The organism is Massilia violaceinigra (genome assembly GCF_002752675.1).
GTDB classification, from domain to species: domain Bacteria; phylum Pseudomonadota; class Gammaproteobacteria; order Burkholderiales; family Burkholderiaceae_D; genus Telluria_A; species Telluria_A violaceinigra.
In genome coordinates, this window is sequence record NZ_CP024608.1 from 6,123,126 (window position 1) to 6,150,069 (window position 26,944).

Annotated in this window: 27 protein-coding genes and 1 tRNA gene; 15 read left to right on the plus strand and 13 right to left on the minus strand. The window is 64.9% G+C overall.

Annotated elements, in window-relative coordinates:
* The first annotated feature begins 175 nt into the window (after positions 1-175).
* The 6 genes from CR152_RS26275 (at position 176) to CR152_RS26300 (ending at position 6,209) form a co-directional block, all read left to right on the plus strand.
* On the plus strand, positions 176-841 hold the full coding sequence (locus CR152_RS26275; protein WP_229413595.1) for a ribonuclease HI family protein: 666 nt from the start codon (positions 176-178) through the stop codon (positions 839-841).
* A gap of 32 nt (positions 842-873) precedes the next feature.
* Positions 874-1,521, plus strand: coding sequence for an HD domain-containing protein (locus CR152_RS26280; protein WP_099879936.1), 648 nt, complete (start codon positions 874-876; stop codon positions 1,519-1,521).
* 80 nt (positions 1,522-1,601) lie between these two features.
* Positions 1,602-2,846, plus strand: coding sequence for an MFS transporter (locus CR152_RS26285; RefSeq protein ID WP_099879938.1), 1,245 nt, complete (start codon positions 1,602-1,604; stop codon positions 2,844-2,846).
* A gap of 25 nt (positions 2,847-2,871) precedes the next feature.
* Positions 2,872-3,705 carry a substrate-binding periplasmic protein gene (locus tag CR152_RS26290; protein ID WP_099879940.1) on the plus strand — a complete coding sequence of 278 codons (834 nt, stop codon included), beginning with the start codon at positions 2,872-2,874 and terminating at the stop codon, positions 3,703-3,705.
* Positions 3,706-3,822: 117 nt separating this feature from the next.
* Positions 3,823-4,686: an archaetidylserine decarboxylase gene (gene asd / locus CR152_RS26295; RefSeq protein WP_099879942.1), complete on the plus strand. Its 864-nt coding sequence runs from the start codon at positions 3,823-3,825 to the stop codon at positions 4,684-4,686.
* Between the two features lie 17 nt (positions 4,687-4,703).
* Positions 4,704-6,209, plus strand: coding sequence for a C13 family peptidase (locus CR152_RS26300; protein WP_099879944.1), 1,506 nt, complete (start codon positions 4,704-4,706; stop codon positions 6,207-6,209).
* Between the two features lie 135 nt (positions 6,210-6,344).
* Here the strand turns inward: CR152_RS26300 and CR152_RS26305 are convergent, their stop codons facing one another.
* Complete coding sequence (locus CR152_RS26305; RefSeq protein WP_099879946.1) at positions 6,345-6,977, minus strand: NAD(P)H-dependent oxidoreductase; 633 nt, start codon at positions 6,975-6,977, stop codon at positions 6,345-6,347.
* A 120-nt stretch (positions 6,978-7,097) separates the two neighbouring features.
* Positions 7,098-8,018, minus strand: a complete 921-nt coding sequence (locus CR152_RS26310) for a LysR family transcriptional regulator (protein ID WP_099879948.1) — start codon at positions 8,016-8,018, stop codon at positions 7,098-7,100.
* Between the two features lie 109 nt (positions 8,019-8,127).
* Here CR152_RS26310 and CR152_RS26315 point away from each other — a divergent pair, with 109 nt between their 5' ends.
* The 3 genes from CR152_RS26315 to CR152_RS26325 all read left to right on the plus strand — a co-directional run bounded on the left by CR152_RS26315 (position 8,128) and on the right by CR152_RS26325 (position 10,212).
* Complete coding sequence (locus CR152_RS26315; RefSeq protein ID WP_099879950.1) at positions 8,128-8,727, plus strand: FMN-dependent NADH-azoreductase; 600 nt, start codon at positions 8,128-8,130, stop codon at positions 8,725-8,727.
* A 41-nt stretch (positions 8,728-8,768) separates the two neighbouring features.
* Entirely contained in the window at positions 8,769-9,647 is an 879-nt protein-coding gene (locus CR152_RS26320; RefSeq protein ID WP_370663832.1) for a pirin family protein, read from the plus strand.
* 64 nt (positions 9,648-9,711) lie between these two features.
* Positions 9,712-10,212, plus strand: coding sequence for a hypothetical protein (locus tag CR152_RS26325; protein WP_229413597.1), 501 nt, complete (start codon positions 9,712-9,714; stop codon positions 10,210-10,212).
* Here the strand turns inward: CR152_RS26325 and CR152_RS26330 are convergent.
* Complete coding sequence (locus CR152_RS26330; protein WP_099882797.1) at positions 10,182-11,303, minus strand: acyltransferase family protein; 1,122 nt, start codon at positions 11,301-11,303, stop codon at positions 10,182-10,184. The genes CR152_RS26325 and CR152_RS26330 overlap by 31 nt on opposite strands.
* A gap of 88 nt (positions 11,304-11,391) precedes the next feature.
* Here CR152_RS26330 and CR152_RS26335 point away from each other — a divergent pair, with 88 nt between their 5' ends.
* Positions 11,392-12,372 (plus strand): M14 family metallopeptidase, encoded by a 981-nt coding sequence (locus tag CR152_RS26335; protein ID WP_099879956.1) that lies wholly within the window; start codon positions 11,392-11,394, stop codon positions 12,370-12,372.
* Between the two features lie 21 nt (positions 12,373-12,393).
* Here CR152_RS26335 and CR152_RS26340 read toward each other — a convergent pair whose 3' ends face one another.
* From CR152_RS26340 to CR152_RS33285, 3 genes are all read right to left on the minus strand, one after another.
* A complete protein-coding gene (locus tag CR152_RS26340; protein WP_099879958.1) occupies positions 12,394-13,326 on the minus strand; it encodes a 4-hydroxyproline epimerase in 933 nt (310 codons plus the stop codon).
* A 96-nt stretch (positions 13,327-13,422) separates the two neighbouring features.
* Positions 13,423-13,743 (minus strand): quaternary ammonium compound efflux SMR transporter SugE, encoded by a 321-nt coding sequence (gene sugE / locus CR152_RS26345; RefSeq protein WP_099879959.1) that lies wholly within the window; start codon positions 13,741-13,743, stop codon positions 13,423-13,425.
* A gap of 146 nt (positions 13,744-13,889) precedes the next feature.
* Positions 13,890-17,195 (minus strand): tetratricopeptide repeat protein, encoded by a 3,306-nt coding sequence (locus tag CR152_RS33285; protein WP_157778745.1) that lies wholly within the window; start codon positions 17,193-17,195, stop codon positions 13,890-13,892.
* Positions 17,196-17,358: 163 nt separating this feature from the next.
* On the opposite strand from CR152_RS33285, the gene CR152_RS26355 reads away from it, so the two are divergent.
* The 3 genes from CR152_RS26355 (at position 17,359) to CR152_RS26365 (ending at position 19,174) form a co-directional block, all read left to right on the plus strand.
* Positions 17,359-17,721 (plus strand): DUF1304 domain-containing protein, encoded by a 363-nt coding sequence (locus CR152_RS26355; protein WP_099879961.1) that lies wholly within the window; start codon positions 17,359-17,361, stop codon positions 17,719-17,721.
* 88 nt (positions 17,722-17,809) lie between these two features.
* Positions 17,810-18,106, plus strand: coding sequence for an ArsR/SmtB family transcription factor (locus CR152_RS26360; RefSeq protein WP_099882799.1), 297 nt, complete (start codon positions 17,810-17,812; stop codon positions 18,104-18,106).
* 9 nt (positions 18,107-18,115) lie between these two features.
* A complete protein-coding gene (locus CR152_RS26365; RefSeq protein WP_099879963.1) occupies positions 18,116-19,174 on the plus strand; it encodes an alkene reductase in 1,059 nt (352 codons plus the stop codon).
* Here the strand turns inward: CR152_RS26365 and CR152_RS26370 are convergent, their stop codons facing one another.
* From CR152_RS26370 to CR152_RS26380, 3 genes are all read right to left on the minus strand, one after another.
* Positions 19,175-19,744 (minus strand): YceI family protein, encoded by a 570-nt coding sequence (locus tag CR152_RS26370; RefSeq protein ID WP_099879965.1) that lies wholly within the window; start codon positions 19,742-19,744, stop codon positions 19,175-19,177.
* An 81-nt stretch (positions 19,745-19,825) separates the two neighbouring features.
* Positions 19,826-20,347, minus strand: a complete 522-nt coding sequence (locus CR152_RS26375; protein WP_099879967.1) for an SRPBCC family protein — start codon at positions 20,345-20,347, stop codon at positions 19,826-19,828.
* Entirely contained in the window at positions 20,334-20,681 is a 348-nt protein-coding gene (locus tag CR152_RS26380; protein WP_099879969.1) for an ArsR/SmtB family transcription factor, read from the minus strand. Before CR152_RS26380 ends, CR152_RS26375 begins: the two co-directional genes overlap by 14 nt.
* A 162-nt stretch (positions 20,682-20,843) precedes the next feature.
* Here CR152_RS26380 and CR152_RS26385 point away from each other — a divergent pair.
* Both CR152_RS26385 and CR152_RS26390 read left to right on the plus strand, forming a co-directional pair.
* Positions 20,844-20,920, plus strand: a tRNA-Arg gene (locus tag CR152_RS26385).
* Between the two features lie 431 nt (positions 20,921-21,351).
* Positions 21,352-21,891, plus strand: coding sequence for an FxDxF family PEP-CTERM protein (locus CR152_RS26390; RefSeq protein ID WP_229413599.1), 540 nt, complete (start codon positions 21,352-21,354; stop codon positions 21,889-21,891).
* A 67-nt stretch (positions 21,892-21,958) separates the two neighbouring features.
* Here the strand turns inward: CR152_RS26390 and CR152_RS26395 are convergent, their stop codons facing one another.
* From CR152_RS26395 to CR152_RS26410, 4 genes are all read right to left on the minus strand, one after another.
* On the minus strand, positions 21,959-23,848 hold the full coding sequence (locus CR152_RS26395; RefSeq protein ID WP_099879973.1) for a sensor histidine kinase, YfiR-like protein-associated: 1,890 nt from the start codon (positions 23,846-23,848) through the stop codon (positions 21,959-21,961).
* On the minus strand, positions 23,848-24,441 hold the full coding sequence (locus CR152_RS26400) for a TOL_0243 family YfiR-like periplasmic protein (RefSeq protein WP_099879975.1): 594 nt from the start codon (positions 24,439-24,441) through the stop codon (positions 23,848-23,850). Before CR152_RS26400 ends, CR152_RS26395 begins: the two co-directional genes overlap by 1 nt.
* Positions 24,442-24,455: 14 nt before the next feature.
* Positions 24,456-26,375, minus strand: a complete 1,920-nt coding sequence (locus tag CR152_RS26405; RefSeq protein WP_099879977.1) for a TOL_0244 family TonB-dependent receptor — start codon at positions 26,373-26,375, stop codon at positions 24,456-24,458.
* A 311-nt stretch (positions 26,376-26,686) separates the two neighbouring features.
* Positions 26,687-26,914: a hypothetical protein gene (locus CR152_RS26410; RefSeq protein ID WP_099879979.1), complete on the minus strand. Its 228-nt coding sequence runs from the start codon at positions 26,912-26,914 to the stop codon at positions 26,687-26,689.
* Positions 26,915-26,944: the final 30 nt, after the last annotated feature.

The following is a 26,944-nucleotide window of genomic DNA, read 5'->3' on the forward strand; positions in this document are numbered from 1 at the left end:
CTGAGTAAAGGGCAAAGCCCCTCACCCGCTTGCGGACCGCTTAAACCATACTAGGTAGCGATAATGGGCCGGGTTTGATGTGTCACAAGGGTGGCGGCGAGTGCGCGCGCATCGCCCGCGCCGCCGCTTTGTTCAAAAACAGGGCGATTGCGGTTATGCTGTCACCATGATTGACATGACTCAATTGCTTGCCGCCGCATACAAGTCCGAACTGGCCCTCAGCCGCAAGCTCGCCATGCGCAACGGAATCAGCGACGAACTGGCCTTGCGCGCAACGCTGGAGCAGCGCGCCGGCGCGCAGGGCCTGCCGCATTTGCTCAACGAGCGCGCCGCGCTGCGGGCCGCCGAACAGTCACGCGCAGCCGCACGCGCCGCACAGCAGGCCAGCGCGCGCCGCGTGCGCATGGCCAGGCACGACGGCCCGCCGAGCCCCTGGCGCGCCTGGTTCGACGGTTCGGCCCATCCCAATCCGGGACGCTGCGGCATCGGCGCCGTGCTGACCGGCCCCGTTGGTGAGCGCGTCGAGATTTCGCGGGCGGCCGGCTACGGCAACAGCAGCGAAGCCGAATACCGCGCACTGATCGCGGTGCTCGAAGCGGCGCTGCACGCCGGCGCGCGCGGACTGACGGTGCATGGCGACAGCCGGGTCGTGATCGACGACGTCAACGGCCCGGACGGGGCGGCGGCATCCTCGCTGCGGGCCTACCGCGCGCAGGCGCTGGACCTGCTCGGCCAGTTGGACGAGGTCTGCGTGCGCTGGCTGCCGCGCCAGAAAAACCAGGCCGCCGACGCCCTGTCGCAGCGCGCCGCCGCAGCCTGCCTGGCGCCGGAAGTGGCATAATCGCGCTCCCACAAGTAACCCATGCCCATGCGATGACCGACGACGAACTCACTCTTTGGCAGCCACGCCTGCAGGCCCTGGCCGGCGCCGCCTGCGGCGACGACGGCGCCCACGACATCAATCACCTGCACCGCGTGTGGCGCAATGCGCAGGCGCTGCTGGCCAGCCACCCGGAAGCCGATGCGCTGGCCGTGATGGCGGCATGCTATCTGCATGACCTGGTCAACCTGCCCAAGAATCACCCGGAGCGCAGCATGGCGTCGCGCCGCTCGGCCGAACTGGCGCGGCGCGAGCTGGCCGCCCTCGACTTCCCGGCCGCGAAGCTGGACGCGGTGGCGCACGCCATTGAAACGCACAGTTTCTCGGCGGCGCTGCCGCCCCACAGCATCGAAGCGAAGCTGGTGCAGGATGCCGACCGCCTCGACGCCCTCGGCGCCGTGGGCCTGGCGCGCCTGTTTTACATCGCCGGCCAGATGGGCAGCGCGCTGGCCCACCCCAGCGACCCGCTGCCCGGAACGCGCGAACTCGACGACCGCGCATACGCGCTCGACCATATAGAAGTCAAGCTGGCCAAACTGCCAGCCATGATGCAGACCGCCGCCGGCCGCGCGCTGGGGGAAGCGCGCATGGCGCAGCTGACCACCTTCCGCGCCGCCTTCGCGCAGGAATGGGCACTGTAGGAACTGCCGCGTTCGTACGGGGGGCGTAGTGCGTTAAGATAGGGCATCGCCCATTCGCGCCCGGCCCCGGGCTTTTCTCCATGAGCAGCAGCCCCGCCGCCGCACCCGCCTCCCCCGCTTCTCCGGGCAACCTCAATTTCGTGCTGGTCGCCGTCTTCATCGACATGCTCGGCATCGGCATGATCGTGCCCGTCATGCCGGCGCTGGTGGGCCAGTTCGTCAATGGGCGCGACGAGCAGGCGTTCTGGTTCGGCGTGCTGGCGACGCTGTTCGGGCTGTTGCAGTTCATCTTCATGCCCATGCTCGGCGCCATCAGCGACCGTGTGGGGCGCCGTCCGGTAATGCTCTATTCGATGGCCGGGATGTGCCTCAATTTCCTGGCCACCGCCTGGGCGCCGAGCCTGGCCTTCCTGTTCATCGGCCGCGTGATCGGCGGCGTATCCTCGGCCAGCATGTCGGTCGCCTCGGCCTATGCTTCCGACATATCGACCCCCGAGACGCGCGCCAAAAGCTTCGGCAAGGTGGGCGCCGCCTTCGGCCTGGGGTTCATCGGCGGTCCGGCGCTGGGCGGCGCGTTGGGCGAAATTAACCTGCAACTGCCGTTCTACGTGGCCGCCGCCCTGTGCGCCGCCAACTTCGTCTACGGTTACATCGCCGTGCCCGAATCGCTGCCGCTGTCGCGCCGGTCGGCGTTTTCGATCGCCAAGATCAATCCTTTCTCATCCCTGCGCAGACTGTTGCGCCGCACCGACATCCGCGGCGTGGTGATCGTCTATGCCCTGTCCACCTTCGCCCATATGATGCTGCAGTCGACCTGGGTGCTGTACACCACCTTCCGCTTCAACTGGAGCCCGGGCGACAACGGCGCCGCCATGTTCTGCGTGGGCCTGGCGGCGGCCGTGGTGCAGGCCGGCCTGCTGGGCATGCTGATGAAGCGCTTCGGCGAGGTGCGCCTGACGCTGCTCGGCCTGGCGTCGGGCTGCATCACCTACGTGCTGTACGGCCTGGCCACCCAGGGCTGGATGATGTATGTATTTATTTTGTGCAACTTGTTGGCGTTTACCACCGCACCTGCGCTGCAGAGCATCATTTCGCGCGGGTCGGACGTGAATGGCCAGGGTGAACTGATGGGTTCGCTTCAATCGATCAGCAGCCTGGGCGTCGTGTTCATGCCGCTGCTGGGCACGGCCATCCTGGGCCTGGCGAGCCACCTGCCGCCGCAGGACTGGCGCATCGGCAGCACCTTTTTCCTGTGCGCGGCGATGCAGGCGGTGGCGATCGGCGTTGCACTTTTCTATTTCAAATCACATCGGATGCGCACGTGAGGCAGGCATGCGCTAGAATTGGCCAATGGGCAAAACCTCTATTCGCAGCGCGACGCGCGCAGCCGCGTTTGTCATTGCCGTCCTCGCAGCCGGTGCCAGCGCGCCTGCGCTGGCCAACTGCGAGCAACCGTTCCTGGCGCCGGTCGCGCCCACGGGACTGAGCGTGAGCATCAGCGGCGAGTCGATCAGCGGCATCTATCCGGACCTGCTGCGCAGCGTCAGTGCGAAAAGCCCCTGCAAGTTCACGTTTTCGGTGGTGCCGCGGGCGCGCCAGGAAGCCATGTTCGAAGCCGGCAAATCGCACCTGCTGATGCCCGCCGTGCGCACCCCGCGCCGCGACCAGCTCGGCTACTTCGTCCCCGTGATCGGCACCCGCGCCACCCTGCTGTCGATCGACAGCAAGCGCGCGCCGGTGCGCTCGATCCGTGACCTGCTCGCGCGCAAGGAGCTGCGCGTGGTGCTGGTGCGCGGTTTCGACTACGGCGACGCCTACCTGGACATGATCGATCAATTGTCGGCCCAGGGCCGCCTGCTGCTGGAAAAGGACGCCGCCGCGGTGGCGCGCGTGCTCGACGCCGGCTTTGCCGACGTGACGCTGATGGCGCCGACCGTGCTTGCCGGCGCCATCCTGGAAGACAAGCGCTTTACGTGGATGATGCCCAAGCTGCGCATCGAGCCGCTCGAGGAGCTGCCGTGGGGCGAAAGCGGCATCTACATCTCCAGGCAGACCGTCACGGCGAGCGACCGCAACGCGCTCCAGAACCTGTTCGCGGCCGCCGTCAAATCGGGCGCCGTGTACGAGAGCCTCAAGCGCTACTACCCGGCCGCCATCCTGGCTGGCGGCGTGCGCCCGCGCTGAGCCGCGCCGCCAGGCCGACTATTTTTTAGCGCATTGACCATCCGGGCGACGGAAAGCGCTGCACAGGCGCAGCGCGCCGTTATAATTGCCCATCGTTTTTAAAACAGGTTGAAGCCCGTGTCCGATCGCATAAAAGTCATTCCCCAGTATTTCATTCCGAAGCAAGGCCTGACCCGGTTCGCGGGCCGCGTCGCCGGCCATCAGGGCGGCCAGTACACGACCACCCTGATCCGCTGGTTCGTGGGCCAGTACGGCGTGAACATGGAGGAAGCGGCCAATCCGGACATCGCCAGCTACGCCAGCTTCAACGAATTTTTCACCCGTCCGCTGCGCCCGGGCGCGCGCCCGCTGGCCAAGGCCGATTTCGTGTGCCCGGTGGACGGCGCGATCAGCCAGTTCGGCAGCATCGACGACGACCAGATCTTCCAGGCCAAGGGCCACAAGTTCAGCACCACGGCCCTGGTCGGGGGCGACGCGGCGCTGGCGGCCGAGTTTCAGCACGGCAGTTTCGCCAACCTGTACCTGAGTCCCAAGGATTACCACCGCCTGCACATGCCGTGCGACGGGCGCCTCACGCGCATGATCTACGTTCCCGGCGCGCTGTTTTCGGTGAACCCGACCACCGCGCGCGGCATTCCCGGCCTGTTCGCGCGCAATGAGCGCGTGGTGTGCGTGTTCGATTCAAAAGTGCATGGCACCTTCGTGCTCACCTTGGTGGGCGCCACCATCGTCGGCAGCATGGCCACGGTGTGGCACGGGCTGGTGAACCCGCCGCGTCCGGGCGTGGTCAAGGAATGGCGTTACGACGACCAGAACATCGTGCTCAAGAAAGGCGACGAGATGGGCCGCTTCCTGCTTGGCTCGACCATCGTCATGCTGTTCAAGAAAGACACCATCGCCTTCAATCCCGAATGGGCGCCCGAGCGCTCCGTGCGGCTGGGTGAAGCGATGGGCAACAAGCCGGCCGCCAAACGCGCCTGATTTCACGAGAGAGCGCCATGAGCGAAGCAGTGGACGACCTGGTCGGCCCGCCGGCCCCGGTGGCGGAACCGGAACCGGGACCGGGACCGATGCCCGATCCTGTGGCTGCCGCCTCGCCGGCCCCGCGCCCAAGCGTGCTGACGGCCTGCGACTGGCTCGGCGAAGGCGCGCGCTCGATGCTGCTGCTCGCCCCACGCTGGGAACGGCTGGTGGCGTCGCCGTGGCAGATGGCGTTCCAGATGCTTCTCCAGGTGGGCCTGGGCGTGCTGATGCACCGCATAATGATCGAGGGCGATGCCATCTTCATTTGGCGCGCGCTGCTTGCCGGATGGTCAACTGCCCTGTTGACCGTGTGGCTGTGCTACCTGATTCAGCCCGACCCGCGACTGCGGCGCAGCCCCCATGGCGCGCCCGGCGCCGCGCATTTGTACACGCTGCTGATCGCCCAATCGACACTGTTTGCGATGCTGGCCTGGGGGCTCTATTTTCTCCTGATCCGTACCGATGTCGTCCCCGCGGCCAGCATGGAGGCGCAATGGGCTCTCTGGTTCGTACCGATGCTCTGGTCGGTGCTGGCAAAGCTCACGGTGCTGATTCGCGCCGCCCGTCCGCTGGCGCCGCAGCGCGCCATCGTCACGATCGCGGTGGTCGCGCTCACCACGGCCTTGGGCCACTATATCGCGCCGCCGCCGCCGACATGGCGCGCCGCGCCCCAACCCGAGGTGCCCGAGGAAGAGCCGTTCGAGGTGAGCCAGGAGATGATGGAAGCGCAGCTGCCCCTGCTGGGCGAGCAGATCGACGCCCTCAAGCCGCAGCGCCCGGGCTTGATCGACATGTACACGATCACTTTCGCGCCGTACGAAGGCGAAGAGGTATTCCGGCGCGAGAGCGCCATGGTGTCCGACGTCATGGCGCGCCGTTTCGACGCCGCCGGCCGCGGCCTGCAGCTGATCAACCACCACAAGACCGCCGACACGCTGCCGTGGGCCACGCCGCTGAACCTGGAGCGCGCCATCGAAGGCATCGCCGGGATCATGGACCGCGACGAGGATGTGCTGTTCATTCACCTGACCTCGCACGGAGCGTCGGACGGCGAGCTGGCGGCCAGTTTCTGGCCGATCGATGTGGCGCCGGTGCTGCCGCCCGCGCTCAAGGGATGGCTCGACCAGGCCGGCGTCCGCTACCGCGTGCTGTCGATCTCGGCCTGCTACGCGGGCAACTGGATCGCGCCGCTGGCGGCCGACGGCACCCTGGTGATGACGGCGTCCGACGCCGACCACACGTCCTACGGCTGCGGCAAGAAGTCGCCGCTGACGTTTTTCGGCCGCGCCATGTACGACGAACAGCTGCGCACCACGACGCGCTCGTTCACCGAAGCGCATGCCGCGGCGCGCAAGGTCATCCTGCAGCGCGAAACGGAAGCCGGCAAGGACGATGGCTATTCGAACCCGCAGATCAAGGTGGGCAGCAAGATCGTGCCGGTGCTGGAACAGCTGAACCAGCGGCTGGTGAACAAGCCGTGAGCGGGTAGCGCTGCTCGCGTCACGCGTTTGAGTTTGACGCTCAATGCGCGTTAATTGATGAAGCTATCAAATCCGCTGTTATTCCGAACAGGCGTGCGCGCGGTCAAACAATGACCGCTGCGTCAATCGCTTGATTTACGCCACTTTCGTGATGAACTGTTCGCTCGGACGACGCACTTTTTTCAAGTCGACCAGCCAGTCGCCCGCGGCTTCGCGGTACCCGAGCGCCATGATCGCCACCGAGCGCAAGCCACGCGCGCGCAGGCCGAGCAATTCGTCGAGCTGGTCGGGATTGAAGCCTTCCATCGGGGTCGCATCGACCTGCTCGAAGGCGGCGGCGGTCAAGCCGATGCCCAGGCCGATATACGCCTGACGCGCGGCGTGCTGGTAGTTGACCTCGGGGTCGCGCGGCGGGTACGTCGACAGAATGAACTTGCGGTAGGCTTCCCATCCTTCGTTGACCAGGCCGCGCTCTTCGTTGACGAGGTCGAACATCATGTTGATGCGCTCTTCGGTGTAGTTGTCCCACGCCGCGAAGACGACCATGTGCGACCCATCGACCACCTGGCCCTGGTTGCTGGCAATCGGTTTCATCTTTTCGCGCAGCTCGGCATTGCTGACCACGATCAGCTCAAACGGCTGCAGACCGCTCGATGTCGGCGCCAGGCGCACGGCTTCGAGAATGCGGTCGACTTTGTCTTCCGAAACAACCTTGGTGGCATCGAATTTCTTGGTGGCGTAGCGCCAGTGTAATTTTTCAAGCAGCATGGAATTTCCTTCAGTTTGATGGGTGAACTTCTCGGCCAGGGCGATCTCAGGATAGGCGCCCCGACGAGTTCATTATCAACGATTCCGCCATCCCGCGTATCCGGACGGAAAATTCTTGCTCTACACCATCCCCATGCGCTTGCGCGCTTCGGCGCAGCACAGCCCTTCCATCATGTCGAGGAAAGCACGCGTCTTGGCCGGCATCAGGCGGCGCCCCGGGAACACGGCCCACCCGGTCACCAGCGGCAAATTCCATTCCGGCAGCACCCGCACCAGCTCTCCGCTGGCCACATAGGGCGCCGCGAACAGGTCGGAACTGGCCGCGATGCCCGCGCCGGTGCAGGCAACGCGCGTGAGCAGGTCGGGCGAATTGGCCGTGAGCCGGCCCGGCAGCGCGCGCTCCCACACCGTTTTGCCGCGCGTGAGCTTCCAGGGCAACGGCCCGCTGCCGTGGCTCAGGAGGCACAGCAGATCGTGCTTCAGCAGCTCGTCCGGATGCTGCGGCATCCCGCGCAGCGCGATGTACGACGGCGCCGCGTACAGCGCCATTTGTTCGAGCGCGACGCGGCGTGCGTTGAGGGACGCGTCATCCGGCAGGTCGCCCATGCGGATCGCGATGTCGAAGTTCTCGCTTACCAGATCGACCCGGCGCGGCGACAGGTCCAGTTCCAGGGTGATGGCCGGGTACTGCGCCATGAAGTGCGTTATCACCTGCGTCATGCCAAGGCTGGCGAAATCGGCCGGCATCGAAATGCGCAGGCGCCCGCTCGGGGCCTGCTGGCGGTGCTGCACCAGCGCGCCGGCCGCCTCGACCTCCTCGACCACCTTGCGCGCGTGATCGAGCAGGCTGGCGCCGAATTCGGTGAGCATCAGCTTGCGCGTGGTCCGCTGCAGCAGGCGCTCGCCCAGTTTCGCTTCCAGCAGCGCAATCCGGCGCGAGACGGTCGACTTGGGCAAATCCACCCGCAGCGCGGCCTGGCTGAAGCTGCCCGCCTCCACGATTCGCGCGAACAAAAGCAGGTCATTCGGTTCCACATTCATTTGATTGTCCCACTGACTGAATAATGATATCCATTTTAACGCCTTCCGCATTGATTTTGGAACGCGTAAAGTCACACCATCGCAGTTCAACTCATAAAAAGGAAATAAAATGAACATCTTGCAAATCAATTCCAGCGCCCGTTCGACCGGTTCTGAGTCCACCCGCATGGCCGACGCCATCGTCGCCAAGCTGCAAGCGGCCAACCCCGGCGCCCAACTGACCCGGCGCGACCTGGCCAGCAACCCGCATCCCGCGCTCGACGAGCCGACCCTGGGCGCCCTGTTCACGCCAGCCGACCAGCGCAGCGCCGAACAAGCGGCCCGCGTGGCCCTTGACGACGCCCTGATCGCCCAGGTGCAGGCAGCCGACGTGCTGGTGATCGGCGCCCCGATGTACAACTTCGGCAGCTCGGTGCAGCTCAAAGGCTGGTTCGACGCGATTGCCCGCGCCGGCGTCACCTTCGCCTACACCGCCACCGGCCCGGTCGGCAAACTGACCGGCAAAAAAGTCTACGTGGCGTTTGCCCGCGGCGGCATGTACCGCGACACCCCGAACGATACCCAGACACCGCACCTGAAAATGCTGCTCGGCTTCCTCGGCATGACCGACGTGACGTTCGTGTACTCAGAAGGCATGGCCATGGGCCCGGAAGCGGTGACCAAGGCGCAGTCCCAGGCGAATGCCGAGATCGAGGCCGCACTGGCCTGAGTCATCCCGGACGACGCTGTATCTGTATAAAGGAGAGAAAAATGACACACGAGTTGATGAAATCGGATGTCGCGGTGCGCCAGCCGCGCGCCGTCGAGCGCCTGATCAACGGGCAGTTCGTGACGGATGGGGCCGGCGTCAAGATCAACCGCGTGCTCACGCAAAACCTGCAGCGTCGCCTGGACCCGTTTCTGATGCTCGATGCCTTCGGCAGCGACAAGCCGGGCGACTACATCGCCGGCTTTCCGGAACACCCGCACCGCGGCTTCGAGACGATTTCGTACATGATCGCCGGCAGCATGCGCCACCGCGACAGCGCCGGCAACGAAGGCCTGATCACCGACGGCGGCGTGCAGTGGATGACGACCGGGCGCGGCGTGGCCCACTCCGAAATGCCGGAGCAGACCGACGGCATGATGGAAGGCTTCCAGCTGTGGCTTAACCTGCCGGCCAGGGACAAGATGACCGCGCCGTGGTACCGCGACATTCCGAACACCGAGATCCCCCGCTTCACCACCGGGGCGGGGGTAACGGTGCAAGTGATCGCCGGCGCCAGCCACGGCGTGCAGGGCGCGATGCAGCGCGCAGGCACCGAGCCGCTGTACCTCGATATCGAACTGCCGGCCAACGCCACCTTTGAACAGGTGCTGCCGCCGGGGCACAACGCCTTTGTGTACGTGTTCCGCGGCCAGGTGCTGATCGACGACAAGCCGGTACCGGTGTCGCGCATGGCGATCCTGGCCAACGACCCGCAGGCGGACGGGGTGCGCATCATGGCCGCCCAGGACAGCCGCCTGATACTGATTGCCGGGCGCCCGCTGAACGAACCGATTGCCCAATACGGCCCGTTCGTGATGAACACCCAGGCCGAGGTATTCCAGGCCGTCGAGGACTTTCGCGCCGGCCGTTTCGGCGCCTGATGCACACGTCCCGCCGCCGGCTTCGAAGGCTTGGCGGGGGGCCTGCAACCACAAGGAGAACATCTTGCGCTACACTGGGGGCATGTTCCCAATCCTGACCCAGGCCCTGGCCTACGTTAGCCGCGTATGCGGCTTTGAAACCGTCGATTCCTTCCCTCCCGGGCACGCCCATGCGCGCACTCACTGGAGCGGAGCTCATTTCGACATCGCCTCAGACCTCAAGCCCGACCAGATCGAGCGCGCGCTGTGTGAGAAAATCGCCAACACGCCGCTCATTTTCGCCAACATCGCCAACCCGACGCCGGCCATGCAGCGCGTGCTGCTCGACCTGATCGGCACCCGCATGCGCCATTCGGGCGGCCAGCCGGTCGATCTGGTTTCGCTGCTGGCCAATGCCTACCGCAGTCCGTACACCCAGGAAGCGGTGCCCGGCCTGCGCGCAGCCATCGAAGAGAGCGGCGGCGACGCCCGCAGCGTACTCGCCTTCCTCAGCGAGATGCCGGCCGCCTTCGACGTGATCGACGCCAGTCCGCGTCAACGCGGCTTGAAATTGGTCGGCAGGTAGCGCTGGCGCAGCTGCATGAAGGGCCGCTCGACGCAGCGGTACAGCACCCAGCCCGACAAAACGCTCAGCGACAGCATCGCCGCGATCGCGACCGGCGAGCCGGGGCCGTAGCCGTGCGCCGCCAGCGGCCTGGCGGCCAGGATGCACACCTGCTTGTGCGTCAGGTAGATCGAATACGACCATAGCGCCATGCTGGCGGCGCCCGGAATACGCGTCGTGCGCAGCAGCGACCTGTCGCTCAGCGCCGCCACGATCAGCAGTGAAAATCCCAGCGCCAGCATCGGATACCCCAGCACGGTGGCGCCGAAGCCCTGGCGCTCGTCGAGGAACAGCCAGATCGCCAGGCCGGCGAGCCCCAGGCCGGCGCCCAGGGCCAGGTTGCCGCGCGACGTAAGCACGCGCCACTGGCGCGGGTGAAAATTCTTCAGCAGCGCCAGCGCCACGCCGGCCACCAGTTCATCGAAACGGCACAAGGTCGAGTAATAAATATACTGGTAATAGTTACGCGAGCCACGCGGATTGGCGTGCACCAGTTCCTGCCAGGTATAGGCACGCACCAGCATCCCGGCCACGATGGCCAGCGCGATGGCGGCCCAGCTCCAGCGCAGCGAACGGCGCAGCGATGCAATCGCCAGCGCCAGCGCCGGCAGCACCAGGTAAAACTGCTCCTCGATGCATAGCGACCAGGCATGCGAAAACGCGGTGCCCGGCTCCAGGCTGATATTTTGCGTGAAGGTGAGGAAGCGCCACAGCGGCGGCAGTTCGAGCCCGGCGCGAAACCATGGCCAGAACCAGTACAGCGCCAGCATGGCGTGGAACACCGGCAGCGTGCGCAGCGCGCGCCGTCCGTAAAAGCGGGCCAGCGAAAATTCGCCTCGCGAGCGCATGGCGGCGAAGATCTGGTTGCCGATCAGGTAGCCGGACAAGGCAAAAAACAGGTCCACCCCGATCCAGCCCACCTCCCCTATCCAGCCGAAGGTATCGGCACGGCTGACGAACAGCACATAGTGGTGCAGTACGACCAGGGTGACGGCCAGCCCACGCAGGGTGTCGAGACCTTCGATGCGGGCGCTGGAGACAGGATTTTTCATGCGCCACATGATGACATGGGGCTTCGGCAGGCGCCAGCGATGTCCGATAAAATAGACGATCCACCAATCGTCCAGGCTACCTCCGACCATGACCACCGCACGCGAGCTGCAATTCAAATCGATCAACTACACCGGCCTTGGCACCGGTCCGCGCCTGATCGTCACCGGCGCCGTGCATGGCAACGAGACCTGCGGCACCAAGGCGATCCTGCGCGTGATCGGCGAGATCGACAGCGGCGCGCTGCACGTGGCGGCCGGCAGCGTGACCTTCGTCCCGGTGACCAACCCGCTGGCCTACGCGCTCAAGCAGCGCTCGGGCGAACGTAACCTGAACCGCAACCTGTTCCCCAACCCGCAGCCGCAGGACTTCGAGGACCGCGTCGCCAACTGGCTGTGCCCCTTGCTGGCGCAGCACGAGGTGCTGCTCGACCTGCACTCCTTCAATGCGCAAAGCCAGCCCTTCGTCATGGTCGGACCGCGCAATAACGATGGCACCCTGCAGCCGTTCCGGCACGCCGAAAAAGAACGCGCGCTGGCGCGCCGCCTGGGAGTGCGCCGCTTCGTCGACGGCTGGCTGGCAACCTACGGCCAGGGCGTGCAGCGCCGCATGAAGAGCGGCGACGAGTCCACCCTGAACCTGGTACTGCGCTACGGGATGGGCACCACCGAATACATGCGCAGCACCGGCGGCTACGCGCTCACGCTCGAATGCGGCCAGCACCTTGATCCGGCCGCGCCCGACGTGGCTTACCGCGCGATCGTCAATACGCTGGCTTTCCTCGGCCTGATCGAGGCGCCGCAGCCCGAGCCGATCGCGCTGGACCAGATGGAAGCGCTGTCGATGGTGGTGGTGCACGACAAGCTCGATGCGGGCGACCAGTTCAGCCGCGTGTGGTCCAGCTTCGATGCGGTGGCCAAGGGCGACCGGATCGGCACGCGCGCCGACGGCACGCCTGTGACGGCCGACTTCGACGGCAAGATCCTGTTCCCCGATGTGAACGCGGGGCCGAATCAGGAATGGTACTACCTGACCCGCGCCAATCCGGATTTCGAGCGCTTTGCCGAGTAGGCGCGCGCGCCGTGGCGCAGCTCAGGGAATGCCCCACACAAACGGGTCGCTCTCGTCGAAAATCAGCTGCGCCCGGGCATTCACCCAGGCCTTGCCGCGAATGCTGGGCATGATGCGTTCGCCGTCGCGGCGGTACGAGGCGTCGAACACGCTGCCGATGATGCTCTCCTGGCGCCATTGGGCGTGTTCGGCCAGTTTGCCGTCGGCCGCAAGGCACGCCAGCTTGGCGCTGGTGCCGGTGCCGCAGGGCGAACGGTCGTAGGCCTTGCCGGGACAGAGGACGAAACTCTGGCTGTCGGCACCCGTGCTTGACGCCGCGAACAGTTCGATATGGTCGATCACGGCGCCGTCGTCGCCGGTGATGCCGTGCGCCTCGAGCGCATCGCGCAGCGCCACCGCGTACGCGGTCAGGGCGTCGACGTTGGCGCGCCGCAGCGCCAGGCCGTGGCCGGAAACCAGGAAAAACCAGTTGCCGCCCCACGCCACGTCGCCGGTCACGGCGCCCACGCCATCCACCTGCACCGTCACCGCGTGCCGCGTGCGGTAGGACGCCACGTTATCGATAGTGACCGCGCCGTCGTCGTGCAGCTCGGCTTCGACCACGCCGACCGGCGTATCGATGCGGTGGCGCCCGGGCCCGATGCGGCCCATGAACGCGAGCGAGACCACCACCCCGATCATGCCATGGCCGCACATGCCGAGGTAGGACACATTGTTAAAGAAGATGACGCCGGCGGCGCAGCCCGGCGCGAACGGTTCGCACAGCAGCGCGCCGACCAGAACATCGGAGCCGCGCGGCTCGCAGACGACGGCCGAACGCACGTGGTCGAAGTCGCACCGGAAGCGCTCGCGCCGTTCGGCCAGTGGCCCGCCGCCCAAATCGGGGCCGCCGTCGATGATCAGGCGAGTCGGTTCGCCGCCGGTGTGGGAGTCGATGATGGATATGGTCTTCATGCTTCCAGCATACGCCCGGCTAGCGCGATTGTCTTGCATACTCACTGGCATGGTGCGACGAAATTGGCACAATCGGGCGCAGGTCCCGGCACCGTGTCAGCCCGGCGCGAGCAGCTTCAATCCGAGGATGCCGGCCACGATCAGGGCGATGCAGGCCAGCCGCATGGCGCCCGCCGGTTCACCCAGCACCAGCATGCCGAAAACGGCCGTGCCGACCGTGCCGATGCCGGTCCAGATGGCGTACGCGGTCCCCAGCGGCAGGTGGCGCAATGCCAGTCCGAGCAAACCGACGCTGCCGGCCATCGCGGCCAGCGTCAATACGGAAGGAACGAGACGCGAAAATCCGTGGGTGTATTTCAGCCCGACGGCCCAGCCGACTTCAAGCAAACCGGCGACGAACAGATAGATCCATGCCATGACAACCTCCTGAATTGGCAAGGTCGTCCATGCCTGGCTCCGTGTGCGGCGGGGTCGTCCCCGCCGGAGAAAAAGGTGGCTCAAGTATACCATCGGCCGCGCCGATGCGTGAAGCCTGGCCTACGCAGGTATTCGCAGGAATGCGATCAGACCACCAAAGCCGCCGCGCGCCGGTACGCGGCCTTGTAGGACGGCTCGTGCGCCGCCAGAACCCCAAGCAGCGCCGCATGCCCTTCCCTGAACGGATCGAGCACGCCCGCGTCTTCCGCAGGACCGGCCAGCGCCAGCGCCTTGTCGATCAGGGCCAGGTCGGCTTCCAGTTCGGCGAGCGGCAGGCCATCGCGCTCGCGCATCGTCCCCAGGCGGAAGTAGCACGAGCGCAGGGTGTGGCGGATCACGTCGTGTTCGGGAAGATAACACCACAGCGTTTCCCGCTCCAGATGCGCGATGGCGGCGCGGCAGGCCGCTTCGTTCACGTCCAGCAGGCCAAGTTCGAGCGAGACGAAGCGTTTTTTATCGAGCACGTGCGCCCATTTGACGGCGTCGCCGCAGCCTGCCTGCGCCAGCATGCGCTCCGCCTCGTCCACCTGCGCCATGGCGCTGCGGTAGTCGCGCCGCTGCACCAGCGTGTCCAGGTCTTCCATCAGGCCGTCGAAGCGGTGGCTGTCGAAATCGACCGGTTCGAGCGGCTCCGCAAAATACTGCATCTCGTCGTTCGCCCATTGTTCGGGCGTTTGCGGCCACAGCGCCGCCAGCGCCATGTCGCCGCGCAGATAATGACACAGCGCCAGCGCGTGCCGGGCGTGCGCAAGGTCGTCCTCGTCCACCTCCTCATTGGCGTGGGCGTCGAGCACGAACTGGCAATCTTCCATGGCCAGCTCGATCCGGCGCGGCGTGGCGCGCATTGCGCCCTCGGCCCGGTTCAGGTACAGCCAGCCCAGGTCGAACTGCTTGCGGTGCCTGGCGATCAGGGTATCGAACACCTCGTAATAGACCGCACCCGGCACCAGGCGCTGGTCGCCATCGTCCAGCAGCGCGGCGACGCACACCTTGACGCTGCGCAGCGCGAGCGGCACCAGCGCCAGGTTCTTTGCCGCGTCGTCCTTGATGGCGCGCGTGCAAATCGCCTTGCTGCGCTGCGCGACCGGAATATGCTCGATCTGGTCCGGGTCGATCTGGCTGGCCGTGTCGCTCATGGCCTGGGTCACGAAGCGCTTGGGAATGCAGTAGAAATAGACCGGATGGCGCTTGAAGCATGCCTCGGCCACCGCCTGCGTGAAGCAGGCGTCGGGGATTTCGTAGGGCGCGAGATAGTCGTCCTCCCTGGCGATCTGCGCCAGCATGAAGGGTTCGGTCCAGAACACGCTCCAACACTCGGTCACGCACTTGGCGGGCGGATCGCGCTCGATGGCGCCGCGGTCGTGGCGCGCGACGATTGCGGGCCAGTCGGCATCCTGGCCGTAGCGTTGTTCGGCATACGCGAACAGCGCGGCATCGACGCGGTAGCCGGGTATCGCATCGAGGGCGCATTTGTACTGGCCGATCGCCAGTTCCAGCAAGGGGCGCGTCTTGTACATGCCCGGCAGGCAGTTGTCGAAGCCGTAGTCGTCGCCGTGGGCGATGGCGGCCGCGATCAGGTCGTCGTCGATCAGTTCCGGCGGCACTTCTTCCAGCCGGCGCGCGTGGGCAGTCACGCACGCCAGGCACAGGGCCTTGTTCACATGCTGCGGCGGCACGCTGGCAATCGACTCGCCGCACTGCACCGCCCTGACACAAACGTCGAAGTCGACGATAGGGCCCGGTACATGCGCCAGCGCGAAGCCGTGCGTGCCGGGACGGGCCAGCAGCATCAGCGCCTTGTCGATGAAGCGCGGCGGGATGTTCTCCAGCCAACCGGGCGACGACGCGATCAGGGTTTCGGCAATCTCGCGCGTGAACGCGCTGTCGGGAAGATGTTTGGCGTAACCCAGCTTATCCGGCCCGCTGGCGCGCACCACTTCGCGGCACAAGGCGTCGGTGCGGTACTCGTCCGGCACCCTTCCGAGCGAGGCCGATTCGACGTGCAGCATGTAATTGAGCCAGTACGCCTCGTCCCTGGCGGGCAAGCCGACGGCGCCGGCGTCGATCTGGTCCCAGTCGACGCGGTTGTCGGCGCAGTACAGGAAACCGGTGTCGCCATGGGTGTCGTAGGACACGGCGTAGCGTTTGTCGTAGCGGCAGGCCGCGGCGTGATCGGCGTTTGCCTGTTCAAGTTCATTGCGCTGGAAATGCGCAAGGCCCTTGAGCCAGCGCGCCGATTCGAGGTGCCGATCGAGTTCCAGCGCCCGCTCCAGGTCGGCCATGGCGGCACCGACCTGGCCCGACAACAGATACGCTTCGGCGCGGTAGCAATATGCCTGCCCCGCTTCGCTTTCCTTGTACTCGGACTCCTGATTGTGCTCGATCGACATGCTAGCCAGCTCGATCGCCAAGCCAAGCTGGCGCGTGTGAACCGCGCACAGGGCCGCGTGGTTCAGCGCCGGATTGACCATGCCGGTCTGCTCCTTCGGGAACAGCGCGGCGGCCTTGCGGTACACGCCCAGCGCCTGTTCCCATGCGCCCTCGCGCAGTAGCGCGTACGCCATGCCGAACCAGGCTTCGTAGTAGGCCGGCGCGATGGCGGCCGATTTTTTATGCAGCAGATAGGCGTCCCGATGGTCGTCCGCGGCCATGGCGGCCTGCGCGGCCTGGTGGAAGGGATAGCAGGCGATGTCGTAGCCATCCTTGAAAATGGTGCGTCCGCGCTTCAGTGCGGAGATGATGGACGGGCTATGCCATGAAAAGTCGTCCGAACCGTCACGCACGACGTAGGCGACGAAGCGTTCGTCGAGCACATGCACCGCATCGTGCCACGAGAACACCGGATTGGGCAGGTCGAGGTTGGCGCAGTAGTCGCCGTCACCCAGAATGAAAATGACCGCGCCGGGGTTGAGTGTGAGCTGGTCGATCCGGTAAAACCAGGCGAACAGAAATTGCGTGTCGAGGCGCAGTGCGGGCGGGCGGCGCATGGCGCAATCGTCCTCCGCAAGCAGCCAGGCGGATTTGGCCACGACGCGGCCGCCGACCGCGTTGCTCTGCATGGCGTCGAGCCGGATCGCGTCCATATACACGTCGCCGCTGACAAAGCCCACCTGGCCGAGCGGGTCGCCCCACCCCAGATCGCCGCCGCCATCGTCGATATGCAGGTCGCCGTCGACGACGATCCGGCTCCAGGCCTGGCCCCCGGCCGCCTCCAGCATCTGCTTGCCGATGCTGACATTGCCGGTAACGAGCAACCACGGCAAATCGCTATCGTCTTCGGGCGCGTCATCCTCATCGTCCTCGCTGGCACCGGGAAAGCGTTCGCGAAAACCGGCATGCGAGAGAAGCGTGTAGCCGTCCCACGTCGTCAAGGGAATGATGTTCTTTGTCATGGAAGCCTGAAAAGTGGACAGCGAGAGAAAGCAGGATATGTGAAGAACATTATTATAACGTTAACATCCCTTTCCTCCCGCAGGCGACCCCACCCATCCATTCGCCACGCAGCTTGCACGCGGTTACACTGTCTATCCCACCATCCATAACAAGGAGCCATCAATGGCCATCGCCGCAAAAGTGTTGATCGGTTTGATTTTGCTGTTGCACGTGTACTTCGTCCTGCTCGAAACGGTTCTCTTCAAGACGCGCGGGCGCCGCGTGTTCGGCCTGACGGCCGAAAAAGCCGAGATCATGGCGCCCGCCATGTCCAACCAGGGCTGCTACAACGGTTTCCTGGTAGCGGCGCTGGCGGTCGGCCTGTTTCATCCCAATGCCGAGATCGCGCATGCCTTCGTGATGTACGGACTGGCCTGCATCATGGTGGCCGGCATCTGGGGTGCGCTGACGGTCAAGAAGACCATCCTGTTCTTCCAGACCGTGCCCGCCGCGCTCGCGCTGGCCCTGGTCTATCTGTCGCACTGAGCCCCCGCAGTCCCTCGTTTTAGTCCCTGCCCAGCAGGAATTTTTTACATATCGTAATATGACGATATTAGATTCGGAAAAACCCGATATGCAAATCGACGCCATTCACAAGGCATTGGCCAACCCGATGCGCCGCCAGATTCTTGGCTGGCTCAAGGAACCGCATGTGCACTTCGCACATCAGGTACACAACCTCGACGTCGGGGTGTGCGCCGGCCTGATCGACGCGCGGACGGGGCTTGCGCAATCGACCGTATCGGCCCATCTGGCAGCGCTGCAGCGCGCCGGGCTGATTACCTCGCGCAAGGTAGGCCAGTGGATCTATTACAAGCGTAACGAGGAAGCCATCAAGGCTTTCCTCGACCATATGAACGAGGGACTTTAGGAGTTAAGCATGACGACATTATTCGACCCCATCACCATCGGCGATCTCACGCTGCAAAACCGCATCATTATGGCGCCGCTGACGCGCGCCCGGGCCATCGGCGGCGGCCGCGTGCCGAACGCGCTCATGGCCGAGTACTACGTGCAGCGCGCCTCCGCCGGCCTGATCCTGAGCGAGGCGACCTCGGTCACGGCGCAGGGCGTGGGCTACGCCGACACGCCGGGCATCTGGTCCGACGAGCAGGTCGAAGGCTGGAAGCTGGTGACCGACGCCGTGCACAAGGCCGGCGGCAAGATCATGCTGCAACTGTGGCACGTCGGCCGCATTTCCGACCCTGAACTGCTGGACGGCGACGCGCCGGTGGCGCCGAGCGCGATCGCGGCCAAGGGCCATGTCAGCCTGCTGCGCCCTTTGCGCGACTATCCGGTGCCGCGCGCGCTCGAGCTGGAAGAAATCCCGGGCATCGTGGCCGCTTACCGCAAGGGCGCCGAGAATGCCAAACTGGCCGGTTTCGATGGCGTGGAAGTGCACGGCGCCAACGGCTACCTGCTCGACCAGTTCCTGCAGGACAGCACCAACCAGCGCACCGACATTTACGGCGGCCCGGTCGAAAACCGCGCCCGCCTGATGCTCGAGGTGACCGACGCTTGCATCGAGGTATGGGGCGCCGGTAAAGTGGGCATGCACCTGGCGCCACGGCGCGACGCGCACGACATGGGCGACTCCGATCCGAAGGCGACCTTCGGCTACGTGGCGCGCGAGCTGGGCAAACGCGGCATCGCGTTCATCTGCGCGCGCGAAGGCCTGGGCGAGGACCGTCTCGGTCCTTACCTGAAGCAGGAATTCGGCGGCGTGTACATCGCCAACGAAAAGCTGACCAAGGACAGCGCCGAACAGCTGGTGGCCGCCGGCGAAGCCGATGCCGTCGCCTTCGGCCAGTGGTTCATCGCCAACCCCGACCTGCCGCGCCGCCTGCAGCTCGACGCGCCGCTGAACCCGGTCCGCGCCGACAAGTTCTACGCCTCGAACGAAGAAGGCTACACCGACTACCCTGCCCTGCAGGCGTAATTACTCGGCCACGGCTTCCACCTGGATGCGCAGGTCGACATCCATCTTGAAGCCGTAATCCTTGCCGGCGGTCAGGCCGAATTCATCGCGCTTGAAGCTGCCGTAGGCATCCGCACCGCACATCTCGCGTTTGAGCATGGGGTGCTGGATGCATTTGAAGCTCTTGATCTGCAGATTGACCGGCCTGGTCACGCCGTGCAAGGTCAGTTCGCCCTGCAGCTGGGACGGCGCGCCATCCTTGAAGCCGGTCAGCTTGCCTTTGTAGCGCGCCGCGCCGAACTTCGCCACATCGAACAGATCCGGGCCGGCCGCCCATTTATTCAGTACCTCCTGGCCGAAGTCGATGCTGGCCGGGTCGATGCTGATATCGACCAGGCCGTAGCCGGCCGCCTTGTCCAGGGTGACCTTGCCCGAGTTGCTGTTGAATTTCCCGCGCCAGACGGACACGCCCATGTGGTCGGCCTCGAAGCTGGGGAACGTGTGGTCCGGATCGATCTTGTAAGTGACCGGCGCTGCCAGCGCGGCGCCGCTGACGCCGGCCAGCAGGAAAAAGAGAACGTGTTTTTTCATGGTGAGTATCGGTTGATTCGCGTTGCGGGAGATCCCGGAAACTGTCCTGACCGAGGCCTGACCCCGGTTAGGAAACGTTAGCTAAGCCTGCGCTGCTTTGACGACCGTCGCCAGGTATTTTTCGTATTCGTCGTACATGCCGCCAAAGCCCTGCTGCATGGAGGCATGGCCGGACTTGAACGTCTCGATTTCGATGGCGCTGGCGTTGACCGGCGTCGAATGCAAACTGAGCGTGGTCTTGCCGTCGGCCTCGGTCAGGGTGCTCGTGTTGAGCACTTCCAGCGGCCACGTCGGGCTCATCGCGTGATGGATGCGATTGCCCTGCGCATCGGCAAAGCCGTTGACGAACACGAGGCGCTCGGGCGGCGTGATCTCGCGGTAATCGAATTTTCCGTACATTTCCACGCCCGGTCCGAAACGCATGCAGTAATGGAACACGCCGCCCGCCTGCGGCTCGTGGCGGATCACCTCGATGGTGCAGCCCTGCGGCCCCCACCATTTTTGCAGGTGTTCGGTGTCGATCATGGTCTTGAACACGAGTTCGCGCGGCGCGTTGAAGACCCGCGTCAGTACGAAATCGACGCTGGAATCAGGGTTGGTCATCGTGGTGCTCCTTTGCTTGCAGGTTGGTGAGATAGTCGTCGAGCCGGTCGAGGCTGCCCTCCCAGAACTGGCGGTAATGCGCCATCCAGTCGGCTGCCTCGCGCAGCGGTTGCGCGTCGAGTTTGCAGGGCCGCCATTGTGCCTGCCGTCCGCGGGTGATCAAGCCGGCACGCTCGAGTACCTTGAGGTGCTTGGTCACGGCCGGCAAACTCATCTGGAACGGAGCGGCCAGCGCGGTCACCGAGGCTTCCCCATCCGCCAGGCGGGCCAGGATGGCGCGCCGGGTCGGATCGGCCAGAGCCGCGAAGGTGGTGCTGAGATGGTCTTGCCGCATACTAAACCCGGTGGTTAATTAACCTGACGGTAAATTATCAGCTGTTGAGGCGATCGTCAAGCGCCGCCCGTGAGGGCCGTCGCCGGCAGCCCGAGCGCCGTCGAAATTTTTTACTCCGGTAACTTTGACATTCCTGAAATCGTTGCTATAATCTTGTCTTTCGCGGCTGTAGCTCAGTTGGATAGAGTACTTGGCTACGAACCAAGGGGTCGTGGGTTCAATTCCTGCCAGCCGCACCATTATTCGTAAGATCGAAGGCCTGAAGAGCAATCTTCAGGCCTTTTTTCTTTTTTTACAACATTTTGTTGTAGTGTCACATTCTCTTACACTTTAGCCTCCGCGCGGATTCTGGCGTTTTACGCGAAGAAGCGCCCTCTTCCAAGGAATTAAACGCGTGTTAGTGTAGGTATTAACCTACAGATAATACGTTGGCTTGGTAATCTTTGTAAATATGCATTAGAATCGGACGCGCTCCCCTATGAAAATGTAAAAATGGACTTATAGGGGAGCAATTAATTTGCCGGTGCAAGAATGCAGCGGCGTTGCGCGCACGTCGCGTCGTATCGCCGATGTTGAACGCGCCTTTGCTAGCATTAAGCTCCCCGATTCTTGATAACCAGGCCGTCTTGCACGGCTGATTTTTTCTTACGAGGTAACACCTATGAAACATATGAAATCCCTGATTGCTGCTGCTGTCCTGGCAACTGCAACGCTTGGTTCGTCCGCAGTCTTCGCTGCTGACATTTCCCATACCACGCAAGCGTTGCCTGTCATCGACAACAGCGCCAATTTCGGCAGCTCCTTCGCTCAGAACAACCAGAACAACACGTTCATGGACAAGTTCAGCTTTTCGGTCACCCGCGTGGCGCATGACTTCGACGCCATCGTGACCTCGTTCACGCGCAATGCCACGACCGGCATGGACGTCACCGGTCTGAGCTTGTTCAGCAACAACGGCACCCTGATCACCACCGGGTTCCAGGAAAGCACCGGCGCCACCGATATCTGGAGCCTGCGCGCGGACAGCCTGGGCCTGGGTAACTACTACCTGCAGGTCAGCGGCAAGATGGTTTCGGGCACCGCAGGCAGCTTCGGCGGCACCGTGATGCTGGCACCAGTACCAGAACCAGAAACCTACGGCATGATGCTGGCAGGCCTGGGCGTGGTCGGTTTCCTGGCCCGTCGTCGCAAGGCAGCCAAGCAAGCGTAAGTTGTTGCTTGTTGCATAAAAAAACGGAAGCCTCGGCTTCCGTTTTTTTTCGTCCGAACAAAGCGCCCTACCCGCGCACTTTCTTGATCACGCTGCGGTTGCTCAGAATTTCCTCGATCTGCTCGAAGCGCACCGGCTTGACCATATGATGGTCGAACCCGGCCTCGAAGGCCAGCTGGCGATCCTTTTCCTGGCCCCAGCCGGTCACCGCGATCAGCAAGGTCATTTGCCCGCACGACAGGCGCCTGATACCGCGCGCCAGGTCGTAGCCCGACATTTGCGGCAGGCCAATATCGAGAAACGCATAATCGGGGCAAAAGCGCGCCGCCGCCGTCAGCGCATCGGGCCCGTTGTGGGTGATCACCACGCTGTGCCCCATGGCCGAGAGCAAGGCGCCGATGCTGTTGACGAAGTCGACGTTGTCGTCGGCCAGCAGGATCCGGTAGGTTTCCGAGGTCATGAAGGCGGCCGGGCTGGTCTTGGTCGGCATTTCCGGCTCGACCACGATCGGCAGGCGCACCACGAATTCGCTGCCGCGGTTGATGCCGGCGCTGTGCGCTTCGATGCTGCCGCCATGCAGTTCGACCAGGCGGCGCGCCAGCGACAGGCCCACGCCCAGCCCCGCGTTGGTGCGCTCCAGGGTCGAATCGACCTGCACGAACATTTCGAACACGTGATTGAGCATGTCGGGCGCGATGCCGATGCCGTTGTCGGCCACCTGGATCACCAGGTCGCGCTCTTCCACCCGCGCCGTCAGGCTGACCCGGCCGCCGCGGTTGGTGTACTTGGCCGCATTATTGAGCAGGTTCGACAAAATCTGCGCCAGCCGCGTGGCGTCGCCATGCAGGAACACCGGCCGGTCGGGCAGATCGATGGCCAGCTCGTGGCCATGCAGCTCGATGTAGGAACGCACCACTTCGAGCGCATCGTTGACCACCGCCTTGAGTTCGACCCGGCCCATCTTGATGGCAAACTTGCCGGTATTGATGCGCGACACGTCCAGCAAATCGTCCACCAGCCGGACCATCTGGCGCAGCTGGCGTTCCATGATATCGGTGGCGCGCTGGGTGGCCTGGGCGTCGCCGCTGCGGATGCGCAGGATGTCGAGCCCGGTGCGGATCGGCGCCAGCGGATTGCGCAGTTCGTGCGCCAGGGTCGCCAGGAACTCATCCTTGCGGCGGTCGGCCACCAGCAACGCTTCCTCGGCCCGGTGGCGCACCTGCATTTCGTGCTCCAGGGTCAGGTTGGCTTCCTGCAGGGCGTGCGAGCGGCGTCCGATTTCGGCCAGCATGTCGTTAAAGGCCGCCACCAGCACCCCGATTTCACCCGGGTTATTGCCCGGCACGCGCAGGCTGAAGTCGCGCCGCTGCATCACTTCGCGCGCCACGTTGGTCACCGCCAGCAGCGGACGCGTGATGCCCTGCTGCAGGCGCGACGCCACCAGGGCCGCGATCACCAGCGAAATGAGCAGCACGATGCCGAGGATCGCCGCGTAATTGAGCATGCGCTCGACCAGGCCGAAACGCGCGCGCAGGTACACCGTGCCCAGCACTTCGCCATTGTCGACAATGTTGTGGTACACCACCAGCTCGCCACGGTCGATGGTGTAGCCGGGCCGGCCCGGCTTGACCGGATACGCCGGCTCCAGCGTACCCTGGGTATAGGAGGCAAAGCGCACACCGCTGCTGGTGTACACCGCGCCCGACAGGATCTGCGGGCGCACCCTGAGCACGGCCAGGTTCTGCTGCGCGCTCCTGGCGTCGTTGAACGAGAGCGCCGGCGCGCTGACGCTGGCGATGATGTCGGCCTGGGTCATCAGGTCGTCGACCCAGTATCGCTGGAACGTCCGCAGGTCGTACAGCAGCATGGCGATCGAGGCCGACAGCAGCGCCACGAAAGTGGTCGAGACAGCCATGAGGATGAGTTTGCTACGGACGGAGCCGCTATCGTGTTGCATCACGGTGCTCCCTTGTGAACGTGATTGGCCACTGTCAGCAGGCGCGAACTGAGCTTGACGCTGTTCCGGTCGGCCGCTTCGAGCGAGACGTCGAAGCGCACGCGCTCTTCGACGATCCTGAAATTGATAACACTGCCTTGCTGCAGCCCCTGCTGCGATTCGGTCACCACCAGGGTCGGCCCGGCGCCGATCGCGCGCAGCGCATGGCGCAGGCGCACCGGATCGTCGCCGCCGACGAACAGCAGATGCACCCCGGCCGGCGCATCCTGCTCGCGCAAGGTGCGCACCGCTACCGGCCGCCCCTGCACCACGCGACCGGCCACGATGCGGGCCAGGTCGGCCGCCAGGTCGTCGGCCCCGGTCACGCCGATCACCAGCGGCGCGGCGCCATCGGCGAAAGCCGCGGCCGGAAACTCCGCGTAGCCCAGGAACTTATACAGGAAAGCGGCCTTGATGCTGCGCTCGAGTGACGCGGCGCCGCCCGCCGGCAGGGCCGCCTGTGCTCCGGACAGGCCCGGCAGGGCGGCCAGGAAGCAGGCCGCCATGCCGCGCAACAGTGCGCGGCGCGGCGGAGGAGGTGCGCGGCCGGGCATGAGAGACGCCGCGCTCAAAACCGCGCGCTCAGCTGGAGCGACACGGCGCGCTCGATCGGGCGGCGCGTGGCGGCCGGCCCGAATTCGGCGTGCGAGCGATGCAGCAGATTGTGGCCGGCCAGCGCCACCTCCACGTTCCGATGCGGCTGCCAGGCCATTCTCAGGTCGAGCTCGTAATAGGCCGGCACCAGCGGCTGCGGCAGCTGGCCGACCCGGCGCAGGGCCAGCTCGGCCTGCCACTGATCGGACAGCTCGTGCGACGATCGCAGCGACCAGTAGCTGGCCGGATCGTTGGTGCCGATGCCGGCCGCGGCAGAGACATCGCGGCTGCCGGCCACGAGGCCGGCGTCGATATCCTGCAGCACCATACCGGCCACCAGGCGCCAGCGCGGCGCGGCCTGCCAGCGGCTCCAGAACTCCAGTCCGCGCGTGTTCGCCTCGCCCATGTTGGCGAACTGGGCGCCCGGTACAGGGACGCCCGGTATAGGGGCGCCCGGCATAGGGGCGCGCGGCTCCAGGGTGCGCAAGCGGTCGTAATCGCTGGCGAACACGGTCAGCGAATACGAGACGCTGGGCAGCGGCTGGGCGCGAAAACCGGCTTCCAGCACGCGCACCGTTTCGGCGACAAAGTCCGGGCCGCCCTCGATGCTGTAGCCGCCGCGCGCGCTGCGCAGGTACATGTCGCGGTCCAGGCGGGACGGCGCGCGCACGCTGCGCGAGGCGGCCGCCCACAGCACGCTGGTCGGACTGGCGTTCCAGACCATGCGCATGCTGGGCAGCTTTTCCAAGCCGGTGTAGGTGTTGTGTTCCAGTTTGACTCCGATACTCATCCGCAAAGTACTGCTCAGTTGTATCTTATCTTGCGCGAACACATTCGCCCAGCGCAGATTCTTGTCCGCCGGGAAAAAAGCCAGCAAGCTGCCGCCGCTGACCCGGTCCCAGGCGTGGCGGTAGCCGCCGCCCCAGACCAGGCTGTGCGACGCGCCCAGACGCATGCCGTGCTGCATGTCGAGGTCGACCATGTCGAGCCGCTGCGACCCGGTGCCGGACTGGACCCGTTCGGTATGGTCGAGCGAGGCCTGGATGCGCCAGTCGCTGCCGCCGGCCAGGATGCCGCTGGCGCGTCCCAGCAGGTTGGCGCCGGTCGCGCGCGTTTCGCCGCCGCCGCGCCGGTGCAAGCTGCTGCGGTATGCATCGGCACTGAGGCTGGCGGCGCTCGTGCCGCTTTTCCAGTCGCTGCGAAAGCCGGCCTGGCGCCGCTCCAGGCCGCCGCCCGGCGCGTCCGCAAAGTCATCGATGTCGCTGGCCTTGACATACACGCGGTACAGGCCGCCGCCGTCGAGCTTGCCGCCCTGGCGCGCGGTCACGCCGCGCTCGCGCCGGCCGGCATCCAGCGACAGCAGCGCGCCCTGGCTGTTGGCGGCATTGCGGGTGATGATGTTGATCACGCCGTTGACCGCGTTGGCGCCCCAGATGGTCGCGCCCGGCCCGCTGATGACTTCGATGCGTTCGATGTCTTCCATCACCACGTCCTGGGTGTCCCAGAACACGCCGGAAAACAGCGGCGAGTACACGCTGCGCCCGTCGATCATCACCAGCAGCTTGTTTTCGATGGTGGAGGCAAAGCCGCGCGCGGCGATCGCGTAGGTGCCGCCATCGCTGCGCGCCACCTGCAGATTGGGCGCCAGGCGCAGCGCTTCGGGCAGGCTGCGCGCGCCGGCGCGGGCGATGTCGGCGCCGGCGATCACATACAGCGACACCGGCGCATCGGCCAGGCGGGCCGGCTGGCGCGACACCGAGCTGACCACGATGTCGGAGAGCTGTTCCAGCGAAAAATCGAGCAGGGACGTCTGATCCACATTTGCACGCGCGCCGGCGCCATGCAACAGGCCCGCGCATGCGATGAATTGGATCAGAAATAGCTGTTTACGCATGCTTGCTATCGTAGAACATTTTCTGTCATGAACAAAGCAGCGCACGTTAACAGCTATTTGCAAGCGTTGGTTTATTGTTGGTCGTGGCAGTTTGCCTACAACAAGTTGCGCCAGCGCGACGCAAAGCGCCTGCTAGACGCTAATGGCGTTATGTTAAGCCGTTTTCTAACCACAAACTTCAAAACCGTCATTCCCGCGCCAAGGCGGCACTCGGCGGGAATCCAATTCCGTAGCGCAGTCACAGGCGGCTCGACGAACTTGGATTCCCGCCTGCGCGGGAATGACGGAGCTTAAGTTAGCGGCATTACATGCTAGACGCCGAATTCGGCCGCGGCCTTGGCGGCCCACAAGGCTTCCTGATAGCTCGGGTAGGGAATGTCATAACTGTCGATCACCCCATCCTCGCCGATGAAACTGGTCCACCAGCCGTCGGCCGCCGCAGCGATGGCGATATCGCCCGGCTTGCAATGCTCGCCGATGGCTTCATCCTGTGCGAGCACGACGATGTTGACCTTCCTGTGCTTGACAATACTTGCCATGAATCACTCCTTGTTTATTATGAGCTATAA